This is a genomic window from Pseudoxanthomonas sp. LH2527 (assembly GCF_022539275.1).
Taxonomy (GTDB): Bacteria; Pseudomonadota; Gammaproteobacteria; order Xanthomonadales; family Xanthomonadaceae; genus Pseudoxanthomonas_A.
Map to the genome: position 1 here is coordinate 71,087 of NZ_JAKZBW010000018.1, position 12,090 is coordinate 83,176.

The 12,090-nt window shown below is 68.7% G+C and carries 11 protein-coding genes; 9 read left to right on the forward strand and 2 right to left on the reverse strand.

Going from position 1 to position 12,090, the window contains the following annotated elements; translation table 11 throughout:
* Positions 1-43: 43 nt before the first annotated feature.
* Positions 44-2,455 (reverse strand): hypothetical protein, encoded by a 2,412-nt coding sequence (locus MMG85_RS11245; protein ID WP_241046122.1) that lies wholly within the window; start codon positions 2,453-2,455, stop codon positions 44-46.
* A 441-nt stretch (positions 2,456-2,896) separates the two neighbouring features.
* On the opposite strand from MMG85_RS11245, the gene miaA reads away from it, so the two are divergent.
* From miaA to MMG85_RS11275, 6 genes are all read left to right on the forward strand, one after another.
* Positions 2,897-3,853 (forward strand): tRNA (adenosine(37)-N6)-dimethylallyltransferase MiaA, encoded by a 957-nt coding sequence (gene miaA, locus MMG85_RS11250; protein WP_241046123.1) that lies wholly within the window; start codon positions 2,897-2,899, stop codon positions 3,851-3,853.
* A 163-nt stretch (positions 3,854-4,016) separates the two neighbouring features.
* Positions 4,017-4,295 (forward strand): RNA chaperone Hfq, encoded by a 279-nt coding sequence (hfq, locus tag MMG85_RS11255; RefSeq protein WP_055941633.1) that lies wholly within the window; start codon positions 4,017-4,019, stop codon positions 4,293-4,295.
* Positions 4,296-4,329: 34 nt separating this feature from the next.
* The gene (hflX, locus tag MMG85_RS11260; RefSeq protein WP_241046124.1) at positions 4,330-5,670 is read left to right on the forward strand and encodes a ribosome rescue GTPase HflX; all 1,341 of its coding nucleotides are present in this window, start codon (positions 4,330-4,332) and stop codon (positions 5,668-5,670) included.
* Positions 5,671-5,908: 238 nt separating this feature from the next.
* Entirely contained in the window at positions 5,909-7,036 is a 1,128-nt protein-coding gene (gene hflK, locus MMG85_RS11265; protein ID WP_241046125.1) for an FtsH protease activity modulator HflK, read from the forward strand.
* Complete coding sequence (gene hflC, locus MMG85_RS11270; protein WP_241046126.1) at positions 7,033-7,896, forward strand: protease modulator HflC; 864 nt, start codon at positions 7,033-7,035, stop codon at positions 7,894-7,896. The genes hflK and hflC overlap by 4 nt, the downstream gene beginning before the upstream one ends.
* A gap of 94 nt (positions 7,897-7,990) precedes the next feature.
* On the forward strand, positions 7,991-8,176 hold the full coding sequence (locus MMG85_RS11275) for a DUF2065 family protein (RefSeq protein WP_055941641.1): 186 nt from the start codon (positions 7,991-7,993) through the stop codon (positions 8,174-8,176).
* Positions 8,177-8,326: 150 nt separating this feature from the next.
* Here the strand turns inward: MMG85_RS11275 and MMG85_RS11280 are convergent, their stop codons facing one another.
* Positions 8,327-8,722, reverse strand: coding sequence for an endonuclease domain-containing protein (locus tag MMG85_RS11280; protein ID WP_241046127.1), 396 nt, complete (start codon positions 8,720-8,722; stop codon positions 8,327-8,329).
* A gap of 839 nt (positions 8,723-9,561) precedes the next feature.
* Between MMG85_RS11280 and MMG85_RS11285 the strand changes: the two genes are divergently transcribed.
* The 3 genes from MMG85_RS11285 to MMG85_RS11295 all read left to right on the forward strand — a co-directional run bounded on the left by MMG85_RS11285 (position 9,562) and on the right by MMG85_RS11295 (position 11,861).
* The gene (locus tag MMG85_RS11285) at positions 9,562-10,854 is read left to right on the forward strand and encodes an adenylosuccinate synthase (protein ID WP_241046128.1); all 1,293 of its coding nucleotides are present in this window, start codon (positions 9,562-9,564) and stop codon (positions 10,852-10,854) included.
* Positions 10,855-11,094: 240 nt separating this feature from the next.
* Positions 11,095-11,403 carry a hypothetical protein gene (locus tag MMG85_RS11290; RefSeq protein ID WP_235578527.1) on the forward strand — a complete coding sequence of 103 codons (309 nt, stop codon included), beginning with the start codon at positions 11,095-11,097 and terminating at the stop codon, positions 11,401-11,403.
* 140 nt (positions 11,404-11,543) lie between these two features.
* Positions 11,544-11,861 (forward strand): hypothetical protein, encoded by a 318-nt coding sequence (locus MMG85_RS11295; protein WP_241046129.1) that lies wholly within the window; start codon positions 11,544-11,546, stop codon positions 11,859-11,861.
* The last annotated feature ends 229 nt before the right edge of the window (positions 11,862-12,090 follow it).

Here is a 12,090-nt window from a genome sequence, read left to right on the forward strand (position 1 = left end):
GCCGGCGATGGCGACGCGGAATCGGACGCCCCGCCTGCGGTGATCAACGCACCTGCTGGCCCGGCCGGCTGGCAGGCGGCAGTTCGCGAGCCAGTCGAACGTCTTCCAGCCATGCCGCCGTGACCGTCGCACCGTCGTCGCGGGTCGACACGGCGGCCGCGCCTGCGGTCGGCGGTGCCGCCGATGCCGAGCGGTTCGGCACCAGCGACTGTGAGCCGTTGACGCGGATCGGGCCCTGCGAGTTCTGCTGCTTCCACTGGCGCAGCAGGGCGCGCAACGCTTCCGGCTTGTTGGTGGCTTCGACGCGGCCGACCTGGTTGGAACTGTTCTCGCCGTGGCAGCCGGCACAGGTGCGGATTTCGCCTGCCTGCATGGTCACCCACACGCGCTCGCGCACCACGGGTTCGCCGCTGGCATCGGTGGTCTGCCAGGCCAGCGCGCGGTTGGCCGGCACGAACACGGCCGTGGAGCCGTCGGCGGCGATCTTCGTGCTGCCCGCCGGTCCGTTGGGATTGGCGACGTTGTGGCTGCTGTTGGCCATCGGCTGGGCCAGCACGCGACGTCCGGGCTCCACGCCGGGGTAGCCCCGCACCTGGTTGCCCTGCAGGATCTGGTAGTGGCTGATCGGGTAGACCTTGCCGGTGGCCTTGGCGGTCTTCACGCCGCCGGGCACTTCCAGGTTGAAGGGCTGCTGCAGGTCGCCGCGGTCGCGGCTGGTCTGGTTGCGGGTGACGATCAGCGACAGGTTGTTCGTCTTCAGCCAGTTGCGCAACGCGGCTTCGTCGACCTGTTCCTCGGCCAGCACGGCGCGCTCCGGTGCTTCCAGCGTCCAGCTGCCAGCGCTCGGGCGCGGACGCGCGACCACTTCCACCGGCTCCACTTCCCACAGCAGGCCGTCGAAGCTCCTCAGGACGTCAGGACTCCACCAGGAGATCGACTTGCGGACGCCTGCGGTCAGTGCGCTGTTGGCCACCAGCATGTTCGATGCATCCGTCCGCAACTGGTACAGCCGGAACTGCGTGTCGGTCCGCACCATCGGGCTGGTCGTGTAGCTGGCCAGCAACTGGCCGGTGCTGATCGGCAGCGGGTTGCGGAAGCGTCCCGCGGTCAGGCTGTTGCTGACGGCGGCAGGCGAGGCGTCCTCGAAGACCATCTGCTCGGCGTTGAGCGTCGGCGCGCCGGTGAAGCGCACGATCTGGTCGCTGGTCAGCGAGCCGAACTCGCGCGCATAGATGCCGTAGTAGGTGCCGGGCGTGCGGGGATCCTCGCGGATCTGGAAGATGCCGCCGTCGTTGCGGATGTATTTCTTGTTGGCGATGATCGAGGTGTTGGTGTAATCCGCCATCGCGGTGTCGGTGGCGAACGAACGCTCGATGTAGCCGAACATCAGCTCGTGCCGGCCGATGTGGTTGAGCGTCAGCTCCTCGGTGCCGTCCTGGTTCATCTGCCAGGGCGTGAACAGGTTGAAGGTGAAGGCATTCACCCTGCCGTAGGCCGCGGACGTCTGGCCGAGGCGCGATTCCGGGAAGTTCTCCGCCTGGCGGCCGATGTTGGCGGCGCCGGCGGCTTCGCTGGCGTAGTTGGTGGCGCCGAAGGTGCCGGCGTCCGCCTGCTGATCGCGTTGCAGATGGTCCCAGCGGGTGAAGATCACGCGACCGTAGCTGTCGATGATGGGCGAGAAGGCGCCGCTCGGCGTGTGGTTGAGCAGCCGCAACTCGCCGCTGGCGGGCGTCAGGCTGTACAGGCCCACGAGCGTGGGCGTGCTCTCGTACTCGTCCAGTTGCGGGTAAAGATGCGCTTCGCCCGTGCGCGGCCGGTCGGAGGCGAACAGGATGCGGTCGTCGCTGGCGTACAGCGGCGACACGTTGTTGTACGCGGTCGGCTGGCCGGCGACCTTGGTGATCACCGCCACCTGGCCCTGGGCCAGGTTGGTGACTTCATAGAGCTGCCAGCGCACGTTGATGCCTTCGTACTGCCGGGTCGGTGCGCCCACCAGCATGCTGAAGACGGCCTTCTTGCCGTCCCAGTGCACCGTGGGTTCGCGCACGGCGATGGCATTGGCGCCTTGCCGGCCTTCCATGCCGAAGCCGGCTTCCTTGGTGAGGTTGCGCAGGGAGCCATCGGGATAGCGGATCATCAGATCGCCGCCGCGCGGCACCGAGGTCATGTCCGTCATGTGGTTGGCAAACGCCGCCAGCCGCCCCGCGAAGATGTCGCCCGCGGTAGGTACCTGGGTGACGAACATCACCGGCGTGCTGATCGCTGACGTGGTGACGGGGGCCGAGGCGGTCACGCGGGCGCCGGAGGCCTGCGCGACGGCGGCAGGCGGAGCGGCTGCCGCGCTGGTGGCGTCGGTGTCGAGCGGGAGGTCGCTGCCTTCGCAGGCAGACAGCAGGGCGCACGTCGCCAGGATCAGGGACGGGATGCGGAGCCTTCCAAGCGTATTTCGGATCATGCGAGTCTGCGTCTTCGGGGGAATGACGTGCACGTTGCCTGCGGTCGCCGCCATGCCGGGCGGCATGCCGGAGACGCAACTACCATGCGGTGGGTTTCGCAGCAGATCGTCACGCACCCCGCAAGGTGCCCCCGTCGATCACGGTGGAGAGAGCAGACCAGCCAACCCTCCACGCGCGATGGAAGGATATCTGCGTTTACTCAAATAGCCAGACACAGTTTTCGATATCGGGCAATGCGGCACACTTAATCGATATCGCCCTCGTTTATTGCGACGCCGGTTCGTGCGGAAATCTGCGCGCCCTCACGCTGCATTAAGGCGCGGATGTGCCTGGATTTCCGCAGCAGAGGGGAATCAGCGCGACAGGCATCGCATCGACAGGCGTCTTCGGGTCCTTCCGGCGCCGCGGCATCAGGCAGCGCGCGGATGCGAGAATGCCGCATGCCACTCGACGCCCGCCCGCTCGCCATTGCCATCATGGGCCCGACCGCATCGGGCAAGACGGCGTTCGCGCTGGACGTGGCCGAGCGCTTCGGCGGCGAGATCGTCAGTGTCGATTCGGCGCTGGTCTACCGGGGCCTCGACATCGGCGCGGCCAAGCCCACGGCGGACGAACAGGCCCGCGTGCCGCACCACCTGCTCGATGTGCGCGACCCCTGGCAGGCGTACTCCGCCGCCGAGTTCGCGCACGACGCGCGCCGTGCGATGGACGACATCGCCGCGCGCGGTCGCCTGCCGGTACTGGCGGGCGGCACCGGGTTGTACTTCCAGGCGCTGCTCGAAGGCCTGGCCGCGATGCCCGCCGCCGACGCCGCGCTGCGTGCCGACATCGCCGCGCAGGCACAGGCCCGCGGCTGGCCCGCCCTGCATGCCGAGCTGGCCCAGGTCGATCCCGCCGCCGCCGCGCGCATCCACGCCACCGACTCGCAGCGCATCCAGCGCGCGCTGGAAGTGTTCCGGCTGACCGGCACGCCGATCAGCCAGTGGCAGCAGGAGGCCCGCGGTGCGCGGCTGCCATACCGCGTGCTGAAGCTGGTGCTGGCACCCAGCGACCGCACGGTGCTGCACGCACGCATCGCGCAGCGCTTCGACCTGATGCTCGCGCAGGGCTTCCTCGACGAAGTCCATCGCCTGCGCGCGCTGCCCGTCCTGCAGGCGGTGGCCGCGCCGCTCGACCTGCCGGCGGTGCGTGCGGTGGGTTACCGCCAGGCCTGGGAATACCTGGACGGGCAGGGCGATGCCGCCGACTTCCGCGAGCGCGCCATCGCCGCCACCCGCCAGCTCGCCAAGCGCCAGCTCACCTGGCTGCGTGGCGAACTCGATGCCCGCTGGTTCGATCCGGCCACCGAGCGCGCCCGCCTGGATCAGGCCTTGGCGCTGTTCCTGCCCGCATCGTGACCCGTTCGGCCCGCATTCGCCGGAATTGGGACCGGTTGCCTGACTCGGCAACGCCCTGCGGGGCCGATGTTGTGTAACATCGGGGCTCCGGGACGACAGGGGAGCAGTTCGTCGGCCCGGCTCGGCACCACATACCTATAAGAACGCAAGGCGGGAGTACGTCATGTCCAAGGGGCAATCCCTGCAGGATCCTTTCCTGAATGCACTGCGGCGCGAGCGCGTCCCGGTGTCGGTCTACCTGGTCAACGGCATCAAGCTGCAGGGCACCATCGAATCCTTTGACCAGTTCGTGGTCCTGCTGCGCAACACGGTCAGCCAGATGGTCTACAAGCACGCCATTTCCACCGTAGTGCCGGCGCGCAACGTGCGCGTGGGCCCGGGCGGCGGCTACGTGCAGCAGGGTGACGAGGACGCTGACGGCGGCGACGACGAAACCGCGTGATAATGCGTGCCTCGATTGAAGAGGCACGACCCCATTGTTTGAAAGATCCCGCAAGGGCGAACATGCGCTGCTGATCCAGCCGCATGCGGGCGGCCGTCCGGACGACGGCCTCACCGAAGAGTTCAGCGACTTGGCCCGTTCGGCCGGCGCCACCGTCGCCGCGCTGCTGACCGCGCGCATCGACCGTCCCAATCCCTCCACGCTGATCGGCAGCGGCAAGCTGGAGGAAGTGAAGGCGGCCGCCGACGCCACCGGCGCCGACCTGATCCTGGTCAACTTCCCGCTGTCGCCGGGCCAGGAACGCAACCTGGAAAAACTCTTGCAGCGTCGCGTGCTGGATCGCACCGGCCTGATCCTGGACATCTTCGCCCAGCGCGCCCGCAGCCACGAAGGCAAGCTGCAGGTGGAACTGGCGCAGCTGCGCCACATGGCCACGCGCCTGGTGCGCGGCTGGACCCACCTGGAGCGCCAGCGCGGCGGCTCCATCGGCCTGCGCGGCCCCGGCGAAACCCAGTTGGAAACCGACCGCCGCCTGCTGCAGAAGCGGGTCGAACAGCTGCAGAAGCGGCTGGAGAAGGTCGAAGTGCAGCGCACGCAGATGCGCCGCGCCCGCGTGCGCAGCGAACTGCCGCGCGTGGCGCTGGTCGGCTACACCAATGCCGGCAAGTCCACCCTGTTCAACGTGTTGACCGGCGCCGAGGCCTACGCCGCCGACCAGCTGTTCGCCACGCTCGACCCGACCGTGCGCCGCATCGACCTGCCCGGTGGCGCGGTGGTGCTGGCCGACACCGTCGGCTTCGTCCGCGACCTGCCGCACGAACTGGTCGCCGCGTTCCGCTCCACCCTGAGCGAAGCGCGCGAAGCCGACCTGCTGCTGCACATCATCGACGCCGCCGACCCGCACCGCGAGGAGCGCATCGCCCAGGTCGACGAGGTGCTGCAGGAAATCGGCGCCGGTGACCTGCCGCAGATGCTGGTGTTCAACAAGATCGACCGCATCGACGGCGCCGCCCCGCGCCACGACCAGCCCGATCCCGGCGTCGACGCCGGCGACGCGCCCAGTGCCGGCATGGGCCGCGAGCGCGTCTGGCTGTCGGCGCGCGACGGCCAAGGCATCGACCTGCTCAAGGGCGCGCTGGCGCAGCGGCTGGGCTTCCAGCGCGTGCGCGGCGAACTGCACCTGCCGGCGAATTCCGCCCGTCTGCGCTCGCGCCTGCACGCGCTGGGCGCCGTGCTGGCCGAGGACTTCGAAGAGAACGGCTGGCGCGTCACCCTCGACCTCGCCCTGGCCGACGCCCAGCGCCTGGCCTCGCAGGCCGGCGGGCATCCGCTGGAAGCGCTGCTGCCGCAGGCGGAGCGGGAAGACTGGCAGTAGGGGTGGGCTGGGTTGTTGTAGGAGCGACGTCAGTCGCGACCGCACGGTTTGACCGGCAGGATCGTGCGTCATGGCGGGGACCTGCCGCGGTCGCGACTGACGTCGCTCCTACACCAGGCCAACACCAGGCCAAGGCCCATGACCTCCCGGCCTTGCCTCCCGGTCGGGCCGCCCCTATCTAGTAGAATCGAAACCTGCGCCGGCCCCGGCCGCGCGAATCTTCCAATACGGAGTGGGCATGGCCTGGAACACCCCCGGCAGCGGCAGTGGCGGATCTGGCAACAACGGCAACCGGAACAACAGCTGGAAGCCGCGCAACCCGCAGGGAGGCGGCGGCATCGGTGACGTGGTCGAACGCCTGCGCGGCCTGTTCGGCGGCATCGGCAGCGGCGGCAATCCGCTGCGCTGGGTGTTGCTCGGCATCGGCCTGCTGGTGCTGTTCTCCAGCTTCCAGCTGATTGGCGAACAGGACCGCGGCGTCGTGCTGCGCTTCGGCCAGTACGCACGCACCATGCAGCCGGGCCCGAACTTCAAGTTCCCCTGGCCCATCGAAAGCGTCACCAAGGTCAACGCCACCGGCGTGCGCACCTTCAGCAACAGCCTGCCCGTACTGACCCGCGACGAGAACATCATCACCGTCTCGTTCAACGTGCAGTACCGCGTCGGCGACCCCAAGCTGTTCCTGTTCGGCACCACCGACGCCACCCGCGTGCTGGAGCAGACCGCGCAGAGCGCCGTGCGCGAAGTGATCGGCCGCTCCGACCTGGACGCCGCCCTGAACAACCGCGGCCCGCTGTCGGCCACCGCCGGCACCGCGCTGCAGGCCTCGCTGGAGGCCTACCGCACCGGCCTGGTCGTCACCGAGCTGAGCCTGCAGGACGCGCGTCCGCCGGAAGCCGTCAAGCCGGCCTTCGACGAGGTCAACAGCGCCCAGCAGGAAAACGAGCGCGTGGTCAGCCAGGCCCGCGCCTACGCCGCCAAGATCGTGCCCGAGGCACGCGGCGACGCGCAGCAGATCCGCACCCAGGCCGAAGGCTACAAGACCGCCGCCATCGCCCGCGCCACCGGTGATGCGACCCGCTTCTCGCTGCTGCTGGACGAATACCGCAACGCACCGGAAGTCACCCGCAAGCGCCTGTGGCTGGACACCGTGCAGCAGGTCCTGGCCAGCAACCGCAAGGTGGTCGGCGGCGACAGCCGCCAGCTGATCTACGTGCCGATGGGCAACAGCGGACAGGCCGCGGCGCAGCCGCCGGCCGGCGTCATTCCCACCGAGGTGCTGCCGCAGGTCGAAAGCACCCCGTCCAGTTCCCGCAATTCGGCGCGCACACCCCGCCCGGCCGGCCGTGAGGAGGCGCAGCCATGAGGAATTCCCTGATCGTCGGCATCGCCGTGGCCCTGCTGCTGGGCCTGATGGGCTCGGTCTACATCGTCCGCGAAGGGCAGGTGGGCCTGGTGCTCAACCTCGGCCGCGTGGTGCGCAGCGAGATCGGCCCCGGCCTGCATTTCAAGCTGCCGCTGGTCGAGACCGCCCGCGTGTTCGACCGCCGCTTCACCGCCAACGAGTTCCCGCCCGAGCGCTCGCTGACCTCCGAGCGCAAGGACGTCAGTGTCGACTTCATCGCCATCGGCTTCATCGTCAATGCGGCGGACTTCTACCGCGCCACCGGCGGCCAGGCCGAACTGGCCACCGAGCGCCTGGCCCCGATCATCAAGGAATCGCTGCGCAACGAGATCAACTCGCGCACGCTGACCCAGCTGGTGTCGGGCAACCGCAACGAACTGATCGAGAAGCAGCTGCCCGCCATCAACGCCGGTGCCAAGAACCTGGGCATGCAGGTGGTCGACATCCGCTTCAAGCAGATCGACCTGCCCACCGACAGCGAAGTCATCGACCAGGTCTACAACCGCATGCGCGCCGAGCGCTCGCAGGTCGCCAGCGCCTTGCGCGCACAGGGCGCCGAGCAGGCCCGCATCGTCGAGGCGCAGGCCAACCGCGACGTCGCGGTGCTGCTGGCCGAGGCCGAGCGCGATGCACAGAAGCTGCGCGGTGAAGGCGATGCCGAAGCCGCCCGCCTGTACGGCGTGGCCGCCAACCGCGACCCCGCGTTCTACGCCTTCCAGCGCAGCCTGGAGGCCTACCGCGCCTCGTTCAAGGACGGGCAGGGCGTGATCGTGCTGGACAAGGACGACCCGTTCCTCCAGTACATGCGCAGCGACCGCTGAGCCTTCCCTACCGGCCGCCCCAGGGCGGCCGGCGTCGTTCCAGCCCTCCGTCTTTCATCGCCCCGCGCCATGTCGCGGGTCCGGGAGTCCCTCCATGTCCGACCTCTGGTCCGCCCTCTGCCTGGTCGCCATCCTCGAAGGCCTGGTGCTGTTCGCCATTCCCGCCGGCTGGAAACGCGGCGTGATGCAGTTGCTGCAGATGTCCGATGGCCAGGTACGCGCCGTGGGCGGGTTCATCCTGATCTTCGGACTGACGTTGTTGTGGGTGGTGAAGCGCTGAGGGGTCGCTTGCGGTTTGGCATTCGCGTCAGCGGATGGGAAAGCGCCCCTCATCCGCCTTCGGCACCTTCTCCCCGCTTCGCAGGGAGAAGGGGAGGAGCGGGCGCCCCTGGCGGTTCCTTCTCCCCGCTTCGCAGGGAGAAGGGGGGCATCAGGCTTCGTTTTTTCCTTCTCCCCGCCTGCGGGGAGAAGGTGCCGAAGGCGGATGAGGGGCGAGCACGGTGGTGATCGCAGTCAGCACGGCATCCGTCTCGCGCAGTACGTCATCGTTCCAGAACCTCAGCACCCGGTACCCCTGCGTTTCCAGGAAGCATGTACGCGCCTCGTCGTGACGCTGCTGCGTCAGATGCTGGCTGCCATCCAGCTCCACCACCAACATTGCTTCCACGCAGGCGAAGTCGGCGAAGTACGGCCCAATCCGGTGCTGCCGTCGGAATTTCCATCCCAGCAGGCGGCGGTCGCGCAGGTGCTGCCATAGCAGGCGTTCGGCGTCGGTCTGGTCGCGGCGCAGGCGACGTTCGCGCTGGTGGTTCTGGGTGCTGCGCATGGGGCTGCCTCCTGTGGGTGGGAGCAGCCTGCTGGGGAGGCGTGGCGGAGCACATCGGGGATTGGCCCGGGGGCGGATAGGAAAGCGCCCCTCATCCGCCTTCGGCACCTTCTCCCCGCTTCGCAGGGAGAAGGGGAGGAGCGGGCACGCTTGGCGTTTCCTTCTCCCCGCCGGCGGGGAGAAGGTGCCCGAAGGGCGGATGAGGGGCCGCTCTTCGCGCATGCCCTGCAAGCACGCGTCCTTCTCAGCGCCTGCGGGCAGAAAGGAGAGCCTGAGCAGGCGCGAGGTGAAGAGGGCCCGCCGTGAGCTTCTCCTTCTCCCCGCTGGCGGGGAGAAGGTGGCCGGAGGCCGGATGAGGGGCAGCTCTTCGCGCAGGCTCTTCAGATACGCGTCCTTCTCCCCGCTGGCGGGGAGAAGGTGCCCGAAGAGCCTGCCCCGTACTTGATACGGGGGCGGATGAGGGGCCGCTCTTCGCGCAGGCCCTGCAAGCACGCGTCCCTCTCCGCGCCTGCGTACAGAAGGCAATGCCAGATGCCCGCGCGCTCCCTTCTCCCCGCCGGCGGGGAGAAGGTGGCCGGAGGCCGGATGAGGGGCCGCTCTTCGCGCGATTCCCAACACCCGCACCATCCCCGCCAGGGTAGCCCCCGTCCCCCTAAACCCGGATAATGCACAAAAGCCGGATGGGCTCCCTGCGTGGGAAGTCCGCCGGCTTTTTCCGTGTCTGGGCCTGGCGTGGCGGGCGGCTCCCCGATGGAGTCTGCCGGCGGCAACGGCGCCGTGGACCAGCACGACCCTTCCGGTGGCCCCGATGGCCGCCAACAATCGAGGAGTTACCCGTCATGGGTCAGTCAGTCGTCGTTCTCGGCGCCCAGTGGGGCGATGAAGGCAAGGGCAAGATCGTCGATCTGCTCACCGAGGAAATCGGAGCCGTCGTCCGTTTCCAGGGCGGCCACAATGCCGGCCACACGCTGGTGATCGGCGGCAAGAAGACCGTCCTGCACCTGATTCCCTCCGGCATCCTGCGCCCCGACGCGCTGTGCCTGATCGGCAACGGCGTGGTGCTGTCGCCGGCCGCGCTGATCAAGGAAATCGACGAACTGGAATCGGCCGGCGTGGAAGTGCGTTCGCGCCTGAAGATCTCCCCGGCCACGCCGCTGATCATGCCGTACCACATCGCCCTGGATCAGGCGCGCGAGAAGGCCGCCGGCGGCAAGGCCATCGGCACCACCGGGCGCGGCATCGGTCCGGCGTACGAGGACAAGGTGGCGCGTCGCGGCATCCGCGTGGCCGACCTGCATTACCCCAAGCAGCTGGAAGAACTGCTGCGCACCGCGCTGGACTACCACAACTTCGTGCTCACCAAGTACCTGGGCGTGGACGCGGTCGATTTCCAGAAGACCTACGACGAAGCCCTGGCCTTCGGCGACTACGTGCAGCCGATGAAGTCCGACGTGGCCGGCATCCTGCACGACCTGCGCAAGCAGGGTAAGCGCGTACTGTTCGAGGGCGCACAGGGTGCGCTGCTCGACATCGACCACGGCACCTATCCGTACGTCACCAGCTCCAACACCACCGTCGGCGGCGCGTTCGCCGGCACCGGCGTGGGCGCGGACGCGATCGATTACGTGCTGGGCATCTGCAAGGCCTACGCCACGCGCGTGGGCGGTGGCCCGTTCCCGACCGAACTGGACGACGACGTGGGCCAGGGCATCCGCGACCGCGGCCAGGAATACGGCGCCTCCACCGGCCGTCCGCGCCGCTGCGGCTGGATGGACATCGTCGCGCTGAAGCGTGCCGTCGCCATCAACGGCATCTCCGGCCTGTGCATCACCAAGCTCGACGTGCTGGACGGCATGAAGACGCTGAAGATCTGCATCGCCTACGAATACCGCGGCAAGCGCACCGAATACGCGCCGCTGGATGCCGGCGGCTGGGAAGAGTGCACGCCGGTCTACCTGGAATTCCCGGGCTGGGACGAGAACACCCACGGCGTCACCGAATGGGACAAGCTGCCGCCGGCCGCGCGTGCCTACCTGCGCGCGCTGGAAGAACTGTCCGGCTGCCCGCTGGCCATCGTCAGCACCGGCCCCGACCGCGACCACACCATGGTGCTGCAGGATCCGTTCGCGTAACCCGCTCTACGTTCAGGTGGGTACTGTCCTGTGACACGACAGTAACGCGACTAATCAGGGGTGCACGGAATGCACGCCGCAGCGAAAGGAAGCCCCGCGAACGCGGGGCTTTTTCTTGCGGCACGCACGGGCCGGGGTTCTCCCGGTTCCGCGCCCGCACCATCCATCCCATCGATTGCGCCTGTGTCGGCACGCCCGTGCCGTCCGACCGTGCGCGCCTGTTTTGTGGAGCTTTGCCGCATGTCCGAGTTGAATCATCCGACGGACGACGTCCTGCTGCTGGACGCCTCCGTTGCCCCGCCCTACATCATCGACCGCCGCGAACCGCTGCCCCGCCACGACGCCGACAAGCTGCGCGCCGGCCTGACACGTGCGCAGCTGGCCACGCTGACCTCGCTGGAAAGCTTCCGCTGGCGCCTGGCCTTCGTGCGCCGCCCGGTGTTCCAGGCGCCCATCCCGGTGCTGTTCGACCGCAACAACGAGCGCTACATCGTCATCCGCGAAGACGGCACCCTGGACGAACAGCCCACGCTGAAGCTGCGCGACTGAGCGGGCGCGTGCGCAGGGGCGCGTTGCAGGCCGGCGTGCGCCGTTCCGGCACAGCTCTTGCAACGCGCTGGCGACCCTAAAAGACGGCCGCGCGCGGCCGTTACCGCTGACAGGTGTCGCCGTTATCGCTGGAGTTTCCTATGTATCGCAATGCCGCCCGAGCCGCCGTCATCACCGGCCCCTGGCCCGTCTCCACCCCGGCCACCCGGCCGACCGCCCCCGAGCGCCGCAAGGCCACGGCCGCGCAGCAGGCCGAAGCCCTGCGCGCCGGTCTCACGCCTGCGCAATTGATGACGCTGGAAGCGCTGGAAATCTTCCACTGGCGCCTGGCCTTCGTCCGCCGCCCGTTGTTCCAGGCGCCCATCCCCGTGCTGTTCGACCGCGAAGACACCCGCCACGTCGTCATCGAAGAAGACGGCACCCTCAACGAACAACCCACCCTCCAACTCCGCGCCTGACCCGTGCTGTTCCTTCTCCCCGCAAAGCGGGGAGAAGGTGGCCGGAGGCCGGATGAGGGGCCCCGCTGTTCCTTCTCCCTGCAAAGCGGGGAGAAGGTGCCCGAAGGGCGGATGAGGGGCAGCTCTCAGCTTCCGCAGTCCCTTCTCCCCGCACGCGGGGAGAAGGTGCCGAAGGCGGATGAGGGGCAGCTCTCAGCTCGCCCCACACACTGAACAAACCCCCCACACC

Bases quoted from the DNA above. Each gene is read 5' to 3' on its own strand.
- MMG85_RS11245 (WP_241046122.1), bottom strand. From the start codon at position 2,455: ATGATCCGAAATACGCTTGGAAGGCTCCGCATCCCGTCCCTGATCCTG.
- miaA (WP_241046123.1), top strand. From the start codon at position 2,897: ATGCCACTCGACGCCCGCCCGCTCGCCATTGCCATCATGGGCCCGACC.
- hfq (WP_055941633.1), top strand. From the start codon at position 4,017: ATGTCCAAGGGGCAATCCCTGCAGGATCCTTTCCTGAATGCACTGCGG.
- hflK (WP_241046125.1), top strand. From the start codon at position 5,909: ATGGCCTGGAACACCCCCGGCAGCGGCAGTGGCGGATCTGGCAACAAC.
- hflC (WP_241046126.1), top strand. From the start codon at position 7,033: ATGAGGAATTCCCTGATCGTCGGCATCGCCGTGGCCCTGCTGCTGGGC.
- MMG85_RS11275 (WP_055941641.1), top strand. From the start codon at position 7,991: ATGTCCGACCTCTGGTCCGCCCTCTGCCTGGTCGCCATCCTCGAAGGC.
- MMG85_RS11280 (WP_241046127.1), bottom strand. From the start codon at position 8,722: ATGCGCAGCACCCAGAACCACCAGCGCGAACGTCGCCTGCGCCGCGAC.
- MMG85_RS11285 (WP_241046128.1), top strand. From the start codon at position 9,562: ATGGGTCAGTCAGTCGTCGTTCTCGGCGCCCAGTGGGGCGATGAAGGC.
- MMG85_RS11290 (WP_235578527.1), top strand. From the start codon at position 11,095: ATGTCCGAGTTGAATCATCCGACGGACGACGTCCTGCTGCTGGACGCC.
- MMG85_RS11295 (WP_241046129.1), top strand. From the start codon at position 11,544: ATGTATCGCAATGCCGCCCGAGCCGCCGTCATCACCGGCCCCTGGCCC.